The following is a 20,085-nucleotide window of genomic DNA, read 5'->3' as shown; positions in this document are numbered from 1 at the left end:
GCCGGTTGATGAGGCCTCGCGAATGACACGTCCCGTCCGGCTCGGCATGCTGACGCCGTCGTCGAATACCGCACTCGAGCCGATCACCTGCGCGATGCTGGCTGGGATCGACGACGTCTCGGCGCATTTCTCGCGCTTCAAGGTGACGGAGATCGCGTTGTCGGAGCAGGCGCTGCGCCAGTTCGACGCCAGCGAGATCCTTCGCGCCGCGGAATTGCTCGCTCATGCCAAGGTCGACGTGATCGCCTGGAACGGCACCTCGGCAAGCTGGCTCGGCTTCGATCGTGACGAGAGCCTGTGCGAGCAGATCACGGCGGCTACGGGAATCAAGGCCTGCACCACGGTGCTGGCCTATCGCGACCTGCTGCGGCGGATCGGCGCCAAGCGCATCGGATTGGTGACGCCGTATCGCCGGGACGTGCAGGACAAGATCATCGCCAACTGGAATTTGGAAGGGCTGCACTGCTTCGTCGAGCGGCATTTGTCGTTGCAGGACAATTTCTCCTTTGCCGAGGTCAGCGAGACCGAGATTGCCGGGATGATTGAGGAGGTCGTGCGCGAGGGCTGCGATGCCGCCGTCGTGCTCTGCACCAATATGCGCGGCGCGGGCGCGGCCGAGCGGCTGGAGCGCGGATTTGGCGTGCCGGTGCTGGACTCGATCGCGGTGACGTTATGGGCGTGCCTCGCCAGGACGGGCAGCGATCCGTCGCGCGTGCATGGCTGGGGCAGCCTGTTCACGAACCCCGATCTGCGCGCGGCGAGCGCGATCTCCGATCAAAACAATGAAGGCGTGCAGTGACTGAGGCCAAGAGCGAAACGAAGCCGACCAGACGTAGCAAGGAGCCCAAGCGGACGATGACGGCGCTGCAACGGCGCCGTCTGCGCGTGCCGCGGGTCGGGCTGCACGAGCAGGCGGCTACACGGCTCCGCACCATGATCGTGCGCGGCGAGCTGGCGCCGGGGCAATCGCTGGGCGAGGCGGATTTGTCCGACGCGCTCGGCATTTCGCGCACTCCGTTGCGCGAGGCGCTGAAGCAACTGGCGAACGAGGGCCTGGTCGAGCTCAGGCTCAACCACAGCGCCGTGATCACGCCGTTCCGCCGCGCCGAGCTGACCGAATTGTTCGAGGCCGTCAGCGGCATCGAGCGGTGCGCCGCCGAGCTCGCGGCGCTGCGCATGGAGGACGCCGATTTCGAACGGCTCGAGGCGCTGCAGGACAAGATCGAGTGGCATCACGGCCGCGGCGAGCTGCGCGACTATTTCCAGGCCAATCAGCAGATCCATTCGGCGATCGTCGGCTTCGCCCGCAACGCGGTGCTGAAGGCGACACATGAAGCGCTGCTGGCACGGGCCGAGCGTGCGCGCTTCTTCGCGCTCTCGGTGCTCGGGCGCTGGGATGAATCGGTGCGCGAGCATCAGGAGATCCTGGCCGCGCTCAGGCGCCGCGATGCAGCGCTGGCCGGGCAGATCCTGGCTCACCACGTCCGCCGCACCGGCGAGATCGTCGCCGATACGTTGGATGGCAAGGGAGATCAGGCTGGAGCGCCGGACGCACCTGCCAAGCCGCGCGGCCGCAAGGCGAGGAACGTTGCGTCATGAAGATCCTGCTGCTCAATCCCAACACGACGGCAGATGTGACGGATCTGCTGCATGCCGCCGGCAGCAAGGTCGCCTCGGTCGGTACCGAGCTCGTGCCGGTCACCGCCGCGCGCGGCGTGCCTTATATTGCGACCCGCGCCGAGGCGCAGATCGGGGGCGCGATCGCGCTGGAGATGCTGGCCGAGGCCGGCCCCGGCATCGATGCCGCCATCATCGCCGCGTTCGGCGATCCCGGCCTGTTCGGCGCGCGCGAACTGTTCGCGTTTCCGGTCGTCGGATTGGCCGAGGCCGCGATGCTCACCGCCTGCATGCTCGGCCGGCGGTTTGCGATCGTGACTTTCGCCGGCGCGCTGGCGCCGTGGTATGAGGAGTGCGTCGCCATGCACGGGCTCAGCGGGCGCTGCGCCGGCATCCGCACGCTCGACGGCCGCTTCCAGTCGCTCTCCGACGTGCAGACCGAGAAGGAAGAGCTCCTGGTCGCGCTCGCCAATCAGGCGGTCGCGCAGGATGCAGCTGACGTCGTCATTCTGTCAGGCGCGCCGCTCGCCGGGCTTGCGGCGAAGGTGCGCGACCGTATTCCTGTGCCGGTGGTCGATCCGGTTGTGGCCGCCGTGCGCCAGGCGGAGACGCTTGCCATGCTCAAGCCGCGCAAGGCGGTGGCCGGCACCTTCCGCCGCCCCGATCCGAAGCCGACGATCGGGCTGGCCGAGCCGCTAGCCGCCGTCATCGAACATCGCTCACCGAAAGAGGGGACAAGCTGATGTCCTTCGACACCATCATCCGCGGCGGCACCGTGGTCACCGCTGCCGACACCTTCGCCTGCGACGTCGGTATCCGCGACGGCAAGATCACAGCGCTCGGTCACGATCTCGGCAATGCGACCACGATCATCGACGCCACCGACCGCCTGGTGCTGCCCGGCGGCATCGACAGCCACGTGCACTTCGCCCAGCCGTCGGGCGACGGCATCGTGATGGCCGACGGCTTTGCCTCTGGCACCCGCTCGGCGGCGTTCGGAGGCAACACCACCGTGCTGCCGTTCTGCCTGCAGGAGAAGGGCCAGACGCTGCGCGAAGCGCTGAAGCATTACCATTCGCTGGCGGAAGGCGAATGCCATGTCGACGTCGCCTTCCATCTCATCGTCACCGATCCGACCGAGCATGTGCTGGGCCAGGAGCTGCCGGCGCTGGTCGAGGACGGCTACACCTCGCTGAAAGTCTTCATGACCTACGAGGGGCTCGCGCTGTCGGATCGCGAGCTGCTCGAGACCATGTCGGTCGCGCGCGAGACCGGAGCGATGCTGATGGTGCATGCGGAAAACTTCGACGCCATCCGCTTCCTGACCGACCGGCTGGAACGCGCCGGCAATACGGCGCCGCGCTTCCACGCCACCTCGCGGCCGATCCCGGTCGAGCGCGAGGCCACCCATCGCGCGATCTCGCTGTCGGAGCTCGTCGATGTGCCGATCATGATCGTGCACGTCTCGAACCGCGAGGCGATGGACGAAATCCGGCGCGCGCAGCAGCGCGGTCTCAGGGTGATGGGCGAAACCTGTCCGCAATATCTCATGCTGACCGAGAAGGATCTCGATCAGCTCAATATGGAGGGCGCGAAATACGTCTGCTCGCCGCCGCCGCGCGACGTCGCCAGCCAGCAGGCGTGCTGGGAGGGCCTGCAGCAGAAAGTATTCTCGGTGTTCTCGTCGGATCATTGCCCGTTCCGCTACGACGATCCAAAAGGCAAGCTCGCGCCGAAAGGGCGCACCAGCTTCCGCTGGGTGCCGAACGGCATTCCCGGCGTCGCGACCCGGCTGCCGATCCTGTTCTCCGAGGGCGTGGTGAAGGGCCGCATCGATCTCAACAGCTTCGTCGCCTTCAGCGCCACCAACCACGCCAAGATCTACGGCCTCTATCCGCGCAAGGGCACGATCGCGGTCGGCTCGGATGCCGACATCGCGCTGTGGGACCCCAAGCGCAAGGTGACGATCCGCCATGAGCTGATCCACGACGGGGCCGACTACACGCCCTATGAAGGGCTTGAAGTGACCGGCTGGCCGGTGCTGACCATGGTGCGTGGCAAGGTGATCGTCGACGACGGCACCCTTGTCGGCAGCAAGGATCACGGCACATATTTGCCGCGTGCCAAACCCCCGGCGGGGGCGACCATCCCGTAATACGCCAAGGAAGTAACCCGCAAAGCAAGAAGGCAGGAGACCACCATGCCCTACGCGACAACAGATGACGGCGTGCGGCTCTATTTCGAGGAGACCGGATCTGGTCATCCGGTGATCCTGGTCCATGAATTCGCCGGCGACCTGCGCAGCTACGAGCCGCAGATGCGGCATTTCGGCAAGCGCTTCCGCACCATCGCCTACAATGCGCGCGGCTTTCCGCCGTCTGATGTGCCGGAGCAGGTCTCATCCTATTCGCAGGCGCGCGCCGCCGACGACATCCTGGCGGTACTCGATCACATCGGCGCGCCGAAGGCGCATATCGTCGGCCTGTCGATGGGCGGGTTTGCGACGTTGCATTTCGGGTTGCGCCACCCGGCGCGGGCGCTGTCGCTGTGCATCGGAGGCTGCGGCTATGGCGCCGAGCTCGACAAGCGCGAGACGTTCCGCGCCGAGGCCGATGTGATCGCGGGCATGATCCGCAAAGAGGGCATGCCGGCCTTCGCCGAGCGCTACGCCTACGGGCCGACGCGCGTGCAGTACGAGAATAAGGATCCGCGCGGCCACGACGAGTTCAAGCGCATGCTGGCCGAGCACTCCGCGGTCGGATCGGCCAACACCCAGCAAGGCGTGCAGAAGGAGCGGCCCTCGCTCTACACGCTGGTCGACGAGATGAAGCGTATCGATGTGCCGACGCTGATCATCACCGGCGACGAGGACTGGCCGTGCCTGTTGCCGGGCATCCTGATGAAGCAGAGTATCCCGTCCGCCGCGCTTGCGGTGATGCCGAACTGCGGCCATGCCATCAACATCGAGGAGCCCGACGAATACAACCGGATCGTCGGCGATTTCCTGTCCCAGGTCGAAAGCGGCCGCTGGCCGCAGCGCGATCCCCGCGCAGTGAGTGCGTCGATCACGGGGATGAAGGACTAAAGCGGGATGAGTTTTGGTTGAATCGGTTTGGCGCGGTCTTGCTTCACCTCTCCCCGTCGGGGAGAGGTCGGATTGCGAAGCAATCCGGGTGAGGGCTCTTGCTCTCTCGATAGACCGTCACCCCTCGCCCGATTTGCTGCGCAAATCGACCTCTCCCAAGGGAGAGGTGAACTTTCGATGCCGTTCCAGCTCAACCTAACCTCATCAGGCTTTAGGGTGCGTATTCATCGGCAGCGGCTTGCGTGAGAAGGCGAGGGGCTCCATTGCCTCTTGCTCAAATGCTCGTGCGCGATCAGCCAACCGGATTGCTCCTTGCGGAGCACTCTGGTGCCTCGTCCATTTCCGCTAATTTCTTCGCGCACTCCGTCATGTCGGATCGTCGCCGCGCAATACGCGTGAGAGCAGATAGATTCGTGACGCGCGTGCGTCATAGCGATCGATCCAACATCGCTCGCAAGCGCTGCAATCGACGCGTGAATCGAACGCGTGATGATGAATAGTTGTGACGAAGTGTTGCTCGCACAAAACTTACACAGGGCTGTCATCGGCGATGGATAACTTGCCGCAGGTCGACGTCACAAATCTGTAAAATCAAGGGGCACTACGGTGAAAGCCAAATTTCTTTCAACGGTCGGAGTCTGTCTGGTCGCTGCCGCTGCAATTGCGTGCAGCGCCGCCGCTCAGGACGACAGGGATCACGATCATCGTCATCCGCACGACATCCACACCGCAACGCCGATCAAGCATCTCGTCGTCATCTTCAACGAGAACCGCTCGTTCGATCATTACTTTGCGACCTATCCGAATGCAGCCAACCCGACCGGCTCCATTCCGTTCACTGCGAAGCCGCATACGCCGAAGGTCAACAATCTTGCCAACGCCAATCTGCTGACCAACAACCCGAACCTCAACCCGGCCAACGGCACCGGCGCGACCAATCCATTCCGCCTCGATCGCACCCAGGCCAACACGCGCTCGCAGAACCACGCCTACACGCCCGAGCAGCAGGCGGTCGACAACGGCAACGAAGACCTGTTTCCGAAGTTCACGGGCCGCGGCACTGCCGGCGGCGTCGGCGCCTTCGGCACCAACGGCCAGGTGATGGGCTATTTCGACGGCAACACCGTCACCGCGTTCTGGAATTACGCCCAGAACTTCGCGATGAGCGACAACAACTGGACCGACACCTTCGGTCCGTCGACGCCCGGCGCGCTCGAAGTGGTCTCCGGCCAGACCAACGGTGCGCAGAATATCGTCGGCACGTCGTCGTCGATCGCCGACGGCCAGGGCGGCCTGACGCTGATCGGTGACACCGATCCTGCCTACGACTCCTGCTCGAGCACGACCAGCCAGGTCCTGATGACCAGCAAGAACGTCGGCGACCTGCTCAATGCCGAGCACATCAGCTGGGGCAGCTTCATGGGCGGCTTCGACCTGACGCTCAAGAACAGCAACGGCACCACCAATTGCGGCCGCAGCACCTTCTCGAGCAACGTCAACGGCACCATCGTGGACTACATCCCGCACCACGCCTGGTTCCAGTACTACAAGTCGACCGCGAACCCGACCCATGCGCGGCCGAGCTCGGTGAACGCGATCGGCCACACCTACGTTCCCGGCAGCAAGACGGTCGATCCGGCCAATCATGCCTACGATCTCGAGGATTTCTACGCTTCGGTGAAAGCCGGCAACTTCCCGGCCGTCTCCTACATCAAGATGCCGGCCTATCAGGACGGTCATCCCGGCAACTCCGACCCGCTCGACGAGCAGGCGGGCAATGTCGAGCTGATCAACTTCCTGCAGACGCAGAAGGAGTGGCGCGAGACCGCTGTCATCATCACCTATGACGACTCCGACGGCTGGTACGACCACCAGTACATCGCGCCGACCAGCGCCTCGTATGATCCGACCGCCGATCAGGTCAACGGTCCCGGCCAGTGCGGCCGCGGTGTCGGTAAGCAGACGCAGCCGAACGGCCTCAACGGCCAGCCGGTGAACGGCCGCTGCGGTCCTGGTACCCGCACTCCGTTCCTGGTGATCTCGCCCTACGCCAAGAAGAACTTCGTCAGCCACACCCGCATCTCGCAGGCGTCCGTGGTGCGCTTCATCGAAGACAACTGGCTGCACGGCCAGCGTCTCGGCGGCGGCTCGTTCGACGACAGCGTCGAATCGATCACGGACATGTTCGATTTCGATCACGGTCACGATCGCGACGATGACGATCGGCAGAACAAGCTGTTCCTCGATCCGACGGCGGGCACGGTGGTCGTCAGCGCTGACGATCATCACCATCACTAACGCTCTGGGACTGGCGCCCTTGGGATCACTGGACGTCATATGAACGGCCGCATGTTGTGGCTTCTCGGCGCCGGCCTGCTCTGCATGGCCGGCGCCGTTGCGGCAGTCGAGACGCAAGGGCTTCCGGGCGCCAATCCGAACCCGGTGCAGCTCAGGCGTCCGCCTGTGGCTCCGCTGTCCGGAATGGCGCAGCTCGGCCAGAAGATCTTCTTCGACGCGTCGCTGTCGTCGTCGGGCGCATTGTCATGCGCATCCTGTCACAGTCCGGACCACGCCTACGGCCCGCCCAATGATGCGGCGGTCATGCTCGGCGGGCCCGCGCAGTCCCGGCAAGGGACGCGCGCCGTCCCGGGCCTGACCTATCTCGAGCGGCAACCAAATTTCAGCATCGGGCCCGAGAAGGACGAGGACGACAACGTCGTCGACTTCGCGCAACTGGCGGCGGCGGGCCAACAGGCGGCGCGCGCCAAGAAGGTTGCGACCGGTACCGCCGCGTCCGCGGTCAACATCGTTCCGCAAGGGGGGCTGTTCTGGGATGGCCGCGCCGATACGCTGCAGGACCAGGCGATCTTCCCATTGCTCGATCCCAACGAGATGGACGGCGGCAGCATCGAGGTGGTGGCGCAGAAGCTGCGCCAGGCGAGCTACGCGCCGCGCTTCGCCGAATTGTTCGGCGCCGGCGTCTTCGACAATACGCGGTTGCTGGTCGCGGAGGCGATGTTTGCGGTCGCGCGCTATCAGGTCGAGGAGCCGAGCTTCCATCCCTACACCAGCAAGTTCGACTACTGGCTGGAAGGCAAGGCGCGGCTCAGCGAGAGCGAGATGCGCGGCCTGCAATTGTTCAATGATCCGGACAAGGCCAATTGCGCCGGGTGCCACACGTCGGCGCCGACCCGCGACGGCCTGCCGCCGCTGTTCACCGACCATCAGTATGAGGCGCTCGGCGCGCCGCGCAACGCTGCCCTCGGCAGCAATCGCGATCCCAACTATTTCGATCTCGGGGTCTGCGGCCCGTATCGCACCGACATTGCCGAGCAGACGCAATATTGCGGAATGTTTCTGACGCCGACCTTGCGCAACGCGGCAACGCGCCGGGTGTTCTTCCACAACGGCGTCTTCACCAGCCTCGCGCAGGTGCTCGATTTCTATAACTTCCGCGATACCAATCCGGAGAAGGTGTACCCGCGCGCGGCCGACGGAACTGTGCGGAAATACGACGACCTGCCGGAAAAATATCACGGCAATGTCGACGTCAGCGATCCGCCCTTCGAGCGCCATCTGGGCGAAACGCCTGCGATGACGGCGCAGGATGAAGCCGACATCATCGCCTTCGTGAAGACGTTGACCGACGGCTACCAGCCGGAGCGCTGAGCGGTCGCCACCGTCCGTCGTGGAACCGATACGTGAGTTGGCAGGTCATCGTCATCCGCGCATAATGGGCGGATGCATGTCGTCGAAGGCAACGGCGCAAGGATCCCCGCAATCGGGCTCGGTACTTGGGAGCTGCGCGGGCGGACCTGCGCCCGCATCGTCGAGCAGGCGCTGCGCCTGGGTTACCGGCACATCGACACCGCGCAGATCTACGACAATGAGCGTGAGGTCGGCGAGGGGCTGCGCGCCTCCGGCATCAAGCGCAACGACGTGTTCGTGACCACCAAGGTCTGGACCACGCATTTCATGGCGAAGGATCTCGAACGTTCCGCCAAGGAGAGCCTGGCGCGGCTGCGTTTGACCGAGGTCGATCTGTTGCTGTTGCACTGGCCCAATCCGCAAGTGCCGCTTGCCGAGACGCTCGGCGCGCTGGCGCGGGTCAAGCAGGCCGGACTGGCGCGGCATATCGGGCTCTCGAACTTCGACGAGGTGCAGATCGAGGAGGCGGTTGCGGCGTGTCCCGAACCGCTCGCCTGCGATCAGGTCGAGTACCATCCCTATCTCGACCAGGCCGATGTGATCGCGGCCTGTACACGCCATGGCATGGCGTTCGTCGCCTACAGCCCGATCGCGAAAGGGCGCGTCAAGGGCGACCGCGCGCTGGCGCGGATCGGCGACCGCTATCGCAAGACGGCTGCCCAGATCTGCCTGCGCTGGCTGGTGCAACAGAACGTCTCGGCGATCCCGCGCACCTCAAAGCTCGAGCGGCTCCAGGAAAATATCGACATCTTCGATTTCGAGCTGTCGGATGATGACATGCACGAGATTACGGCGATGGGGAACGCGGCCGTGCGTTGACGGCCGGATGGCTCATTGGGTCCTGGCCTGAGCATCGCGCCGCGGAAAATGGCTAGGCAGCGGTCCGGATCGTGCTATTGCCCGCGGGCTGATCGCGGTTTTGGATCGCGAATGGGGGATTGAGGCAGACGGGTTCCAGCCGGTATTGTAGCCGGCGGGGAGACGACACCGATGTGATCGAGCGGGATGAAGTTTCGGCCAAACGCGGATATGATGGCGTCGGTGTTCGTGCACCTGATGCTGCTCGCGCTGATTTTCCTCTATTCGGAGGTCCATCAGTTCGATCCCGTCGCCGCTGATACGGTGCCGGTCGAGATCGTGACGCCGCAGGAGGTCGCCAAGGCGGAGATTAAGGCGGAGATCAAGCCCGAACCCGATCCGGTGCCGAGCCCGTCGCCGACGCCCGAATTGCAGTTGCCGTCACTCGACAAGCCGGTGGACACCGCCAAGCCCGAGCCGTCAGCGCAAGCGCCCGCACCGCAGCCACAGCAGCCCACGCCACAGCCCGCGCAGAAGCAGGCGACACCGGCGCCCAAGCCCAGCCCGGCTCCGCAACATGCGGCGGTCGAGCCGCCGGCGCCTCAAACGCCGCCGATGCCTCAGCCGATGCCGCAGCAACAGGCGGCGGCATCACCGCCTGCCTATACGCAGCCGGAGCCGGACCTGTCCGTCAAATACAATGTCATGCTTGGCTTGCCGCCCGACATCTCCGTGAAGCCGCCGGCCGAAGCGCCGTCCGGCCCAGGTCCCGGTAAGGATAATTTCGACGCCGCGGCCACCGAGCAGGCCGACGTCGGCTCCAGCGTCGTCGCCGAATTCCGCCGCCATCTGAAAACCTGCATGAAGCTTCCGGCGACGCTGAGCACGAGCGATGACGTCAAGATCAAGCTTCGGGTATTCATGAAGCCCGACGGCAAGCTCGCCGCATCGCCTTTGCTGATCGAAGCCACCGCATCGGAAAAGGGGCCGCTGCTGCTCAAGAGCGCGACCGATGCGCTGCAAACCTGCCAGCCCTATGCGATGCTGCCGCGGGATCGCTACGGCGAATGGAAGGTGCTCGACCTCGACTTCACGCCGCGCGATTTTGCGTCGTGAGGCGGGCGTCATTGCGAGCGAAGCGAAGCAATCCATGCTTCCGCGAAACGGATAGATGGATTGCTTCGTCGCTTCGCTCCTCGCAATGACAGCCGGCTTATTCAGCTTCCCATCGCCCGCCAGGCGTTGGAGGCGAATTGCCGGCGCCAGATCACGATCACGACCGCGGCAGTGGTGATGAACAGCACCCAGGGGCTGACGAACCAGCCGAGATAGCCGAGCGCGAAGAAGAACGCGCGCTGACCGCGGTTGAAGTGCCGGCCTGCGGTCTCGAACAGCCGCGTGGTGCGGATGACATGGGCCTCCGCCTCGGGCGTATCGCGCTGGCCGGCCGGCGGCATCGCGCCGAACAGGATCGCGACATAGTTGAACAGGCGATAGGCCCAGGCGAATTTGAAGAAGGTGTAGATGAAGATCAGGATCAAGCCGATGCACTTGACCTCCCACAGCGCGGGCGAGGGCGTCAGGTTGACCGGCAGCGCGCCGAGCACCGCGAGCGCGTCGTTGGTGGCGCGCAACAGCGCCAGCGCGCCGCCGATCGCGATCAGGCTGGTCGAGGCGAAGAACGCGGTGCCGTTCTGCAGGCTGGCCATGATCTGCATGTCGACCATCCGCGCGTCGCGGTGGAGCAGGTTCCGCACCCAGATCTCGCGATAGACGTGCATCCGCGCCGACAGGCTGTCGCGCCCATAGGCGGTGTGCTCCAGCGTGATGGCATAGACCAGCCATTCCAGCGCAAAGAAGCTGACCGCTAGGATGTCGACCCAATAGCCGGTCATGGTGCCTTCCTTCGTGAACGCGCGGTGCGCCAATCCGCGCCGCGTTGCATCCCGCGTCATGTACAGGTTGAACGCGTGCAATGCACTATGGCAAACTGCGCGGGCAACAGGATTCCCCGGACATGCTCAAGCTCGTCATCGGCAACAAGAACTATTCGTCATGGTCGATGCGGCCCTGGCTGGCGCTGCGCGCCAACAACATCCCGTTCGAAGAGGTCTTCATTCCGCTCTACACGGACCAGGCCGACAAGGACCGCATCCTCTCGTTCAGCAAGGCCGGCAAGGTGCCGACGCTGATCGACGGCGACGTCACGGTGTGGGATTCGCTGGCGATCATCGAATATCTCGCCGAGAAGTTTCCCGAGGCGAAGCTGTGGCCGGCGGATCGCGCCGCGCGCGCGCATGCCCGCGCGATCTCGGCGGAGATGCATTCCGGCTTCGTGCCGCTGCGCAGCGAATGCGGCATGAACCTGCACCGGCCGATCCGTGCCATCGCGCTGTCGGACGACGCGCGGGGCAATGTGGCGCGGATCGAGGAGATCTGGGCCGATTGCCACGCGCGTTATGGCAAGCAGGGCCCGTTCCTGTTCGGGACATTCTCCGCGGCGGACGCGATGTATGCCCCGGTGGTGCATCGCTTCCGCACCTACGCGATCCCGGTGATGCCCGAGGCGCAGCATTATGTCGACGCCATGATGCAGCTGCCGGCATTCCAGGAATGGACCCGCGATGGCCTGGCCGAGACCCTGCGGATCGACCGATTCGAGGATGCCTGACTGCCGCAGCACTGCCGAATTGTGACAGCAGTCACAAAGATCGCAGCTTGACGCCGCGCGGCCGAAGGCGTCGAATCCGTGCGGCTGGTTTCGCAAGTCGTGAAAGGACTTAGACCATGGGCATTCTCGATTCCCTGGAGAATTCGCCGGAGCTGAAAGGCATGCTCGGCCAGCTCGGCGCGGCCGTGATCCCCGTCGTGCTCGGCGAGGTGATGGGCAACGGCGGGCAGGGCGGCTTGTCCGCGATCGTGGCCAAGCTCGAGCAGGCCGGCCTCGGCGAGCAGGTCAAATCCTGGATCGGCACCGGCCAGAACCTGCCGATCACGGCCGAGCAGCTCCAGCAGGTGCTGGGCAGCGACACGGTCAAGCAGCTCGCCGCCAGGTTCAACATCCCCGTCGACCAGCTGTCCAAGGTGCTGGCCCAGCAGCTTCCGGGTGCGGTCGATAGCGCGAGCCCGAACGGCAGGCTACCGCATACCGCCTGAGCCGGTGGAACCGGGTTCCCGCCGGGGCCCGGCGCGCAATTTCCGGCTGGCACGTAAATTGCTGTCTATCACCCTGAAAAACCTGCAAAAATAGCGCGTTCGCCATGCCCCAATCTTGCTGGATTTGGGGCAGGGCGATGTGCTAGCTTGCCGCAGGGTTCTCAAAATGCCGGCCAGAGCTATCGGGACTGTCAGCTCGGCCAGCAATCTCTAAAAAAATGGAGAGGGCGTTGAAGCATAAGTACTCGATTGGCGAGATCGTCTATTTCACGGCCAGCAACGTGGCGCGCCCCGCTGCGAGCGGCACCTATGAGGTGATCCGCCTGCTGCCGACCGAGGGGGACGACTGCCAGTACCGCATCAAGAGCTCGACCGAAGCTTTCGAACGGGTGGCCAAGGAGAGCCAGCTCGCGCTGTCCTGAACGAGTTGTGCGCAAGCCGGCGGCTGGCGCGGGTTTCCCGCCGCCGCCGTCAAAAGGCCCTGTTCGCAGACCCATTGTGCTGAAGGTTGGACGTCGGGGTGGCGACGTTGGCCGTCGCCGATTGTGCTTACGCTGCGTTGAGGGACATCGCGCATGAATTGGGCTTCCTCGCTGGACCAGATCTGGCGCTCACCGACCTTCCCGATGTGGCTGACGCTGGCCGCCGCGGGGTTCTTTGGGATCGTTGTTCTGGTCACGCTGCTGCGCGCGGAAAAATCCGTCGCCAACGGCGCGCTGACCGTCATCACGCTGCTGTCGATCGCGGTTGCGGTCGCCGCGACGATCCGCGGCTTCGGGCCGGGCGGGCAGGGGGCGGCGCCAAGCGAGACACGAACCGCGCAATTGACCGGCCAGACCGTGCCGGCGCTGGCCTGCGTCGACGACCTCGCCGGAGACGCCGTGCTCAATGCCTGCGAGAAGGTGCTGTTCGGTTCGTCCGATACGGCCGCGGCGGCGGTCAGCTACGCGGCGGCGCAGATCTCGCGCCTGACCGCGCTCGGCGACCTCGCAACTGCGGAGCGCAATTCGACCACCGAGTTGCAGGCGCTGCGCCGCGCCGTCGAGCATGACCGGTACGGCCTGGTGGCCTATGCGCTGATGGCGCGCGACCACTGCACGCCGACGGCGTGCCCCGCATTCCGCTCGCTCGGCGACAACCATCAGATCGTCGCCAACATGAACGACCGGACCTACGAGAACCTGATCACGCGCTACGCGTCGTCTTGGAACGCGCCCACCATGGCCGCCCAGCCGTCGGCTGCCGGCCTGGTCGCGGCGCTGCCGCCATCGATGCCGACCGGCAAGCCGACCAATGCGGAGTTTCCAAGCTCGGCGGACACCCCGCCGGTCAGCATCATGACGCCCGTACCGGCGAAGCCGGCGGCGGCGGCACCGCCGCCGGCCGCGCGCGCTGCCGCCGCGTCGCCCGCGGCCCCGAAGCGGCCGCCTGCCGCGAAGCGTCCAGTCCAGATCGCGCCGGCGGCTCCTGCGCCAGCGGCGCCGCCACCTGCCGCGGCGAGTGCGCCGGCGGCCGCGAGCCAGGACTAGGCGTGGGCCTGAGCGTGATGACGGCGGCCTGAGCCGCCGTCATTGCATGGTTCCCTGCGGCAATCCCGATATCCACTGCCGCTTCCATCGCTCCCTTTCCAAAGCGCGCGCCGGCCGCTACATCCGCCGTATGCCGCTTCATCTCATCAAGCTCGCCGTCGGTTGCGACTCGGTCAAGGAACTCAAGGGCTGGGTTGCCGAACGAATGGCGACCGCCAGGAAAAAGGGCCTGCCGCTCCGTCACGTCCACATCACGCGGATGACGCCGAAGCGCGAGGAGGAGATCCTCGCCGGCGGCTCGCTGTACTGGGTGATCCGCGGCGAGATCGCGGCGCGCGAGAAGATCATTGCGATCGAGCCGTTCCGCGACAAGGACGGCATCGGACGCTGCCGCATCGTGATGCAGCCCAAGGTGATCGCCGTCTCGCCACGGCCGATGCGGCCGTTCCAGGGCTGGCGCTATCTGACCGCGGACTCCGCGCCTGCCGATCTCACCAGGTCGAGCGCGGCCAGCGTGGCATCGATGCCGGAGCCGATGCGCCGCGAGCTGCGCGACCTCGGATTGCTCTGAGCAATCGGATTGCTGTGAGCAATTACTGAGTGACGAGATGCAGCCGGCCCCATTCGGACGCCGGAATCTCGACATAGCGGCCGCCGCCCGCATTGCTGACGGCGACATCGAGCAGCTCGTGATCTATTCCCATCTCGCCGAGATAGCGCCGGAACTGGTCGGTGAAGATCGAGGTCAGGCTCTCGCGACGCTCGGCCGAGACGTTGGGCGCGAACCGGTTCTGGATCGCCATGCCGCTCAGCACCACGTGGCTGCCCGCGAGCAGGCTGCGATGCACGCCGCCCGACAGCATCAGCACGCAGGCGAAATCGCAGGCGATGCCGGACAGCTTCTCCTTCGCATCCAGCGGGCCGCCGGGTCGCTTGAGCGCGAAGCATTCCTCCTCGGACTTTCCGGCGCAGGCCTCGACCTCGGTCGCAGCGACCACGGCATCGATGCTGCGATCGCGCAGGATGCGGCCGAGGCTGGCGGCGACATTGAGGTTGGAGTTCCCCTTGATGTTGATCACCACCGGGAGCTTGCGGCCGTTCTGCCGGTCGAGGATCGCCAGCAGGCGCTTGTAGGTGTCCCACTGCACGGAGCCTTCGGCGGCGATCCAGTCCGAGCAACCTGGGCCGCAGGCATCGGACGGACCATGCGCAACATAGAAGATCATCGCGCCGGGCGCCGAATTGACGCCGCCGACCGGCGGCCGGGTCTGCGCCTGCGCCAGGCCAGCGGCCAATAGCGCGATGCCGAGAAGAATGCCTTGCCTGAAATACCTGCTCATTCCGACCGCCTGTGAAAGGCGCGATCATCCCTGCGTCGCGAGCGTGGCGCAAGCATGACCCGGCCGCACAGATGAGGCCGGGGCCTTCATTACAGGTTCGCAGCTGGTTTGCGCGTGAACCGCATCACACTTTACGGATCCCGGTTCAGACCGCGATGTTGTCGATCAGGCGCGTGCTGCCGAGCCTAGCCGCGACCAGCATCCGCATCGGGCCGTCCTTCAGCGATCCGATCGGCGCCAGGGTGGCGGCGTGGCGGACCTCGAGATAATCCAGCACGAAGCCGGCCTTGGTGATCTCGGCGGCGCCGGCGGCCATTGCGGTTGCGGCGTCCTCGCCGGCGCGCAGGCGGCCTGCCGCTTCCTTCATCACGCGGTTGAGCGCGGGGGCCGCGCGCCGTTCCTCCGGCGAGAGGTAGACGTTGCGCGAGGACATCGCGAGGCCGTCGCGTTCGCGCACCGTCTTGGATCCGATCACCTTGACGCCGAGGTCGAGGTCCGCGGCCATCTGGGTCACGACCCGGAGCTGCTGAAAGTCCTTCTCGCCGAAGATCGCAACATCGGGCCGGACCTGGGTGAACAGCTTGCCGACCACGGTGGCGACGCCGCCAAAGAAATGCGGCCGGAAGCGATCCTCGAGCCCGGCGGTCGCCGGTCCCTCCGGCACGATTCGGGTGGCGAAGCCGTCCGGGTACATCGCCTTCACCTCGGGGTGCCAGATCAGGTCGACGCCCTCGGCGGCAAGCTTGGCGACGTCTTCCTTCCAGGTGCGCGGATACGAACCGAAATCTTCCGTCGGCGCAAACTGGGTCGGGTTGACGAAGATGGACACGACGACCCGCTTGGCGCGGCGCTTGGCGAGCCGCACCAGCGACACATGGCCGTCATGGAGCGCACCCATGGTTGGGACCAGCGCGACGGTCGCCTTCTTGGCGCGCAGGGTGTCGACGGCGCGACGTAGGGCGGGGACGGTACGGACGACGGTGGGATTTCTCGGCATCTGGTCTCGACTCGTGGGGCAATCCGGGTGGGATGTTTGGTGTTCGGCAGGTAGCGCAGCTTACCAAGTCCGAACCGCTGTCGGCAAACCGCCGTACAAGCATTACCCGATCTCGAACGCGCATGGATCGCGGGCCTCGTGCCGCCGATCGACGCAGCCGGCTGCTCGTTCGATTCATCATTAAGGTCGGCTGCAATTGATTTCCGCTCGCAGTGATGCATTTCACTTGACCGCAGCCGTGCACGATTTGAAGATCATTGCGGGGATTGAATCATGTTGGTGCAGGCTAGTCAGGGTCAATCCGGCTCCGCACATGTCGTGGTGCTCGGCAACGAGAAGGGTGGTTCGGGCAAGTCGACCACCGCCCTGCATATCGCCGTTGCGCTCCTGAAGGCCGGACAGCGCGTCGCCACCATCGATCTCGACTGCCGCCAGCAAAGCTTCACCCGCTACATCAGCAATCGCCAGGCCTGGGCGCGGCGCTCCGGGCTCGATCTCGAACTCCCCGCACACCATTGCATCAAGTACGGCGAGACGATGCAGATCGAGGAAAACGAGAACGCCGAGTTCCAGCAGTTCATGGCCGCCGTGAGCGCGGTCGAACGTGCCTATGATTTCATCGTCATCGATACCCCCGGCTCGGACAGCTACCTGATGCGGCTGGCGCATTCGATGGCCGATACGCTGGTGACGCCGATCAATGACAGCTTCCTCGATTTCGACGTGCTGGGCACCGTCGATCCCGCGACCTATTCGGTGATCGGCGAGAGCCATTACGCGGAGATGGTGCGCGACGTCAGACGCAAGCGCCGCCAGCTCGACGGCGCCTCGACCGACTGGATCGTGGTGCGCAACCGGCTGTCGATGCTCGGCTCGCGCAACAAGCAGCTGGTCGCCGACGGCTTGAAGCAGCTGTCGCTCCGGCTCGGGTTCCGTGCGGTCGACGGCTTTGCCGAGCGGGTGGTCTATCGCGAATTCTTCCCCCGCGGGCTGACGGCGCTCGACCAGATCGACGAGGCGACGCTCGGCACCCGCCCGAACCTCGGCCACGTCACCGCCCGCGAGGAGGTGATGAGCCTGCTCCGCCAGCTCAAGCTGCCGCTCGACGAACGCGGCCGCCGCCGCGCCGCCAACCGGGCCGAATGGTTCAGCCAGGTCGACAAGCCCCTCGAAGTCGACGACATCATCGGCAGCTAGCGATTGTGCACAGGGGCCGCTTCCAGGTCGCTCGCGCGCGAGGCGCGTGGCCAAAATATCGAAAACAACCCCATGCAAAGCAGCCGGCAGTGGCCAGCGTTCGATCAGGATCCTTGACAGGTCGGGCAACTCGCCGGTATATTTCTAATATTCAGAAATTGTGCGCGTGCACTCGGACCGTCAGTCATATGGATACGTGTGGTGGCTCGGTCTTGCCCAGTTCAATGGGCGTGCGATCCAGTAGATCGGCGCGTTGGGGCGCGGCGGGCAATCGATCCGCGTCGTCTCGGAGCTCGATCTCGTCGTCGTGGTCACCGGGGGATACTACCAGGACTATAGCCGCGGGCGCTTCAAGCGCAGTACGGCGTCTTCAAGGACGTCCTGCAAGGGATTTCGCCTCCGGCCTAGTTCGGCGTCAGCGCGGTCATCTTGAACGGCCCGCTATTGGCGGCGGCATGCGCGACCGCGTCGTTGGCGTGGTCGAGATCGAACGTTGTGACCTCGAACTGATCGAGCCGCAACAGCCCGGCGCGGGCGAGGTTGACGAGGCCGAAGGTCGCCTCCGGCGGATACATCCAGACACCGTGAATGCTGATGCATTCACGCATGATCCAGGGATAGGGCAGGTCGAGCCCCGGTCCGCCCTGCATCCCGACGCCGCCCATCAGCACGACCCGGCCATAGGAACGCACCGTCATGATCGCGGCGCGGACGGTCGGCGTCGTCACCGATGGCGGCATCAGGTCGAGCACGCAGTCGATCGGACCGGGCGCGGCGCGCCGCATGCGCTCGCGATCGTCGTCCTCGTTGCCGCCGAGCGTCACGGTGCGCACGCGCGGTCCGAACCTGCGGACCAGATCGGCGAGCACTTTCTCGTTGCGGCCGGGGGCGACCACGCAGGCTGCGCCCATCGCGAGCGCGACGGCAACCGCGGCACTGCCGAAATTGCCGGTCGCGCCGTTCACCAGCACGGTCTCGCCCGGCTGCAAGCGTGCTGCCAAGAAACCACCATAGGGCACGAGGCAGGTGCCTAGCGCACACCATGACGGCGCGTCGGCCGGATCAATCGCGCCGATCCGCTTGGCGTTCTCGGTCGGCACCAGCGTCTGCTCCGCAAACGTGCCGTGACGGAAGTGTCGCTGCAGGCGCAGCCCGCCTTCGCCGCGCGCGCTCCAGCCCTGCAAGGTGATGTCCGGCGAGATGCTGTCGTCGCGCGAGCGGAAGGTCGGATCGCAGTACACCCAATCGCCGGCGGCGAGGTGAGTTGCGTCGGGCCCGACCGCGCGAACCCGTCCGATGGCGCCGAGACCCGGAACGGCCGGCAACTCGAGCAGGTAGCGGCGCTCGCCGCTGAACACCTCGTTGGTGTAGGACAGCACGCGTGTCGCGGCGACGTCGACGAGGATTTCGCCCGTTCCCATCACCGGTGCGGGGATCTCCTCGATCGCGAGCGGGGAGCCGAACGACTTTAGAACTGCTGCTTTCATCTGATCTCATCCCTTGCTGAGATCGGCATCATCGCGCGCTCCGTTGCGGCCAGGAAGACCTGGTATTATCCTAGGATTATCAGACCTACTCAGGAGCCGGTGATGGCCACTGCGCGGCAAAGCGAACTTGGCGATTTCCTGCGGTCGCGGCGGCAGAAGCTGACGCCCAAGCTCACCGGCGCTCAGGCCGGGCGGCGGCGACGAACGCCCGGTCTGCGCCGCGAGGAGGTGGCCGAGCTCGCCGGGATTGGAGTCGATTGGTACATCCGCCTCGAGCAGGGCCGCTCCGTCAGCCCGTCCGCCACCACGATCGACGCGCTGGCGCGGGCGCTGCGCCTCAGCAAGGCCGAGCACGCCCATCTGCGGGCGCTTGCAAAGGATGGCGACCGTCGGCCATTTGCGGCCGAGACCGTGCCGCCTGCGATCCGGCGCGTCGTCGAAAGCCTCAACCAGCCGGCCTATGTCACGGGGCGGCGATGGGACGTGCTGGCCTGGAACGCTGCCGCGGAAGAGGTCTTCGCGTTCGGCCGCATGCCTGAGGACGAACGCAATACGCTGCTCTTCGTGCTGACCAACCCCAAGAGCCGGCAGCTGTTCGGCGCAAGCTGGACCGAGGAGGCGCGGCGCATCGTGACGCAGTTCCGCCGGACGCACGACCTCTGGGCCGGCGATCCGGCCTTCGTCGATCTACAGGCGCGGCTCCGCGCAGGCTGTCCGGAGTTCGACGGCTGGTGGGGGACCCACGACGTCAGCGTCAGCGTTGCCGGAACAAAGATGCTCAATCACCCCAAGCGCGGCCGGCGGACCTTTGAATACGCCACCTTCCAGGCCAATGACGATCCGGGCCTAAAGCTGATCATCTACACCGAAATCGCTTGAAATCCGTGGTTTTCCGGTGATTTTTGTCACAGAGCGGCCAAAAAGCCGGAACAAAGGTGCCGGAATCCGGTTTCCCCTCAACGTCGATCCAAGGTACGAGCGTGGCTCGAACGCAACCTTGGAAACTCACGTCATAGGGGTAAGAAGAGAGTGTGAGCCGTCGCGTCGGTAGTGTGCACCTGCACAAACTATAGGTGCAACGCACAACGTTATGCCACGGAAGCCACAATATTTGGACTTCCTGTCACGGCGCTGTGACATATATTCTCAAAAGGAGGCCGAAGAGCCTCCG

At 65.3% G+C, this 20,085-nt stretch carries 20 protein-coding genes; 16 read left to right on the top strand and 4 right to left on the bottom strand.

Annotation, left to right across the window (positions count from 1 at the left end; translation table 11 throughout):
* The first annotated feature begins 22 nt into the window (after positions 1-22).
* The 9 genes from QMZ05_RS22745 to QMZ05_RS22705 all read left to right on the top strand — a co-directional run bounded on the left by QMZ05_RS22745 (position 23) and on the right by QMZ05_RS22705 (position 10,324).
* On the top strand, positions 23-799 hold the full coding sequence (locus QMZ05_RS22745) for an aspartate/glutamate racemase family protein (protein WP_353702768.1): 777 nt from the start codon (positions 23-25) through the stop codon (positions 797-799).
* Complete coding sequence (locus tag QMZ05_RS22740; protein WP_353702767.1) at positions 796-1,599, top strand: GntR family transcriptional regulator; 804 nt, start codon at positions 796-798, stop codon at positions 1,597-1,599. Before QMZ05_RS22745 ends, QMZ05_RS22740 begins: the two co-directional genes overlap by 4 nt.
* A complete protein-coding gene (locus QMZ05_RS22735) occupies positions 1,596-2,360 on the top strand; it encodes an aspartate/glutamate racemase family protein (RefSeq protein WP_353702766.1) in 765 nt (254 codons plus the stop codon). The genes QMZ05_RS22740 and QMZ05_RS22735 overlap by 4 nt, the downstream gene beginning before the upstream one ends.
* Complete coding sequence (gene hydA, locus QMZ05_RS22730; protein ID WP_353702765.1) at positions 2,360-3,772, top strand: dihydropyrimidinase; 1,413 nt, start codon at positions 2,360-2,362, stop codon at positions 3,770-3,772. Before QMZ05_RS22735 ends, hydA begins: the two co-directional genes overlap by 1 nt.
* A gap of 45 nt (positions 3,773-3,817) precedes the next feature.
* Positions 3,818-4,702, top strand: coding sequence for an alpha/beta hydrolase (locus QMZ05_RS22725; protein WP_353702764.1), 885 nt, complete (start codon positions 3,818-3,820; stop codon positions 4,700-4,702).
* A gap of 606 nt (positions 4,703-5,308) precedes the next feature.
* Positions 5,309-7,000, top strand: coding sequence for an alkaline phosphatase family protein (locus tag QMZ05_RS22720; protein WP_353702763.1), 1,692 nt, complete (start codon positions 5,309-5,311; stop codon positions 6,998-7,000).
* Between the two features lie 51 nt (positions 7,001-7,051).
* Entirely contained in the window at positions 7,052-8,371 is a 1,320-nt protein-coding gene (locus tag QMZ05_RS22715; protein ID WP_353702762.1) for a cytochrome c peroxidase, read from the top strand.
* Positions 8,372-8,443: 72 nt separating this feature from the next.
* Complete coding sequence (locus tag QMZ05_RS22710) at positions 8,444-9,229, top strand: aldo/keto reductase (protein ID WP_353702761.1); 786 nt, start codon at positions 8,444-8,446, stop codon at positions 9,227-9,229.
* A 186-nt stretch (positions 9,230-9,415) separates the two neighbouring features.
* Positions 9,416-10,324: a hypothetical protein gene (locus QMZ05_RS22705; protein WP_353702760.1), complete on the top strand. Its 909-nt coding sequence runs from the start codon at positions 9,416-9,418 to the stop codon at positions 10,322-10,324.
* A gap of 101 nt (positions 10,325-10,425) precedes the next feature.
* Here QMZ05_RS22705 and QMZ05_RS22700 read toward each other — a convergent pair whose 3' ends face one another.
* Positions 10,426-11,103 (bottom strand): DUF599 domain-containing protein, encoded by a 678-nt coding sequence (locus tag QMZ05_RS22700; protein ID WP_353702759.1) that lies wholly within the window; start codon positions 11,101-11,103, stop codon positions 10,426-10,428.
* 122 nt (positions 11,104-11,225) lie between these two features.
* On the opposite strand from QMZ05_RS22700, the gene QMZ05_RS22695 reads away from it, so the two are divergent.
* From QMZ05_RS22695 to QMZ05_RS22675, 5 genes are all read left to right on the top strand, one after another.
* The gene (locus QMZ05_RS22695; protein WP_353702758.1) at positions 11,226-11,879 is read left to right on the top strand and encodes a glutathione S-transferase family protein; all 654 of its coding nucleotides are present in this window, start codon (positions 11,226-11,228) and stop codon (positions 11,877-11,879) included.
* Positions 11,880-11,995: 116 nt separating this feature from the next.
* Positions 11,996-12,364 carry a YidB family protein gene (locus tag QMZ05_RS22690; RefSeq protein WP_353702757.1) on the top strand — a complete coding sequence of 123 codons (369 nt, stop codon included), beginning with the start codon at positions 11,996-11,998 and terminating at the stop codon, positions 12,362-12,364.
* 218 nt (positions 12,365-12,582) lie between these two features.
* Positions 12,583-12,786: a hypothetical protein gene (locus QMZ05_RS22685; protein ID WP_094194249.1), complete on the top strand. Its 204-nt coding sequence runs from the start codon at positions 12,583-12,585 to the stop codon at positions 12,784-12,786.
* A 153-nt stretch (positions 12,787-12,939) separates the two neighbouring features.
* Positions 12,940-13,893, top strand: a complete 954-nt coding sequence (locus QMZ05_RS22680) for a hypothetical protein (protein WP_353702756.1) — start codon at positions 12,940-12,942, stop codon at positions 13,891-13,893.
* 130 nt (positions 13,894-14,023) lie between these two features.
* Entirely contained in the window at positions 14,024-14,464 is a 441-nt protein-coding gene (locus QMZ05_RS22675) for a DUF1489 domain-containing protein (RefSeq protein ID WP_353702755.1), read from the top strand.
* Between the two features lie 22 nt (positions 14,465-14,486).
* On the opposite strand, the gene QMZ05_RS22670 is transcribed toward QMZ05_RS22675, so the two are convergent.
* Both QMZ05_RS22670 and panC read right to left on the bottom strand, forming a co-directional pair.
* Positions 14,487-15,233: a hypothetical protein gene (locus tag QMZ05_RS22670; protein ID WP_353702754.1), complete on the bottom strand. Its 747-nt coding sequence runs from the start codon at positions 15,231-15,233 to the stop codon at positions 14,487-14,489.
* Between the two features lie 145 nt (positions 15,234-15,378).
* Positions 15,379-16,230 (bottom strand): pantoate--beta-alanine ligase, encoded by an 852-nt coding sequence (gene panC, locus QMZ05_RS22665; RefSeq protein ID WP_353702753.1) that lies wholly within the window; start codon positions 16,228-16,230, stop codon positions 15,379-15,381.
* Positions 16,231-16,503: 273 nt separating this feature from the next.
* Here panC and QMZ05_RS22660 point away from each other — a divergent pair, with 273 nt between their 5' ends.
* The gene (locus QMZ05_RS22660) at positions 16,504-17,427 is read left to right on the top strand and encodes a division plane positioning ATPase MipZ (protein WP_353702752.1); all 924 of its coding nucleotides are present in this window, start codon (positions 16,504-16,506) and stop codon (positions 17,425-17,427) included.
* A 404-nt stretch (positions 17,428-17,831) separates the two neighbouring features.
* Here the strand turns inward: QMZ05_RS22660 and QMZ05_RS22655 are convergent, their stop codons facing one another.
* Positions 17,832-18,914 carry a zinc-binding alcohol dehydrogenase family protein gene (locus QMZ05_RS22655; RefSeq protein WP_353702751.1) on the bottom strand — a complete coding sequence of 361 codons (1,083 nt, stop codon included), beginning with the start codon at positions 18,912-18,914 and terminating at the stop codon, positions 17,832-17,834.
* Positions 18,915-19,016: 102 nt separating this feature from the next.
* Here QMZ05_RS22655 and QMZ05_RS22650 point away from each other — a divergent pair, with 102 nt between their 5' ends.
* Positions 19,017-19,793, top strand: coding sequence for a helix-turn-helix transcriptional regulator (locus tag QMZ05_RS22650; protein ID WP_353702750.1), 777 nt, complete (start codon positions 19,017-19,019; stop codon positions 19,791-19,793).
* Positions 19,794-20,085: the final 292 nt, after the last annotated feature.

Source organism: Bradyrhizobium sp. INPA03-11B, from assembly GCF_040446015.1.
GTDB lineage: Bacteria > Pseudomonadota > Alphaproteobacteria > Rhizobiales > Xanthobacteraceae > Bradyrhizobium > Bradyrhizobium macuxiense_A.
The sequence above is the reverse complement of the archived record's forward strand: the minus strand, read 5'-3'. Positions and strand labels throughout refer to the sequence as shown.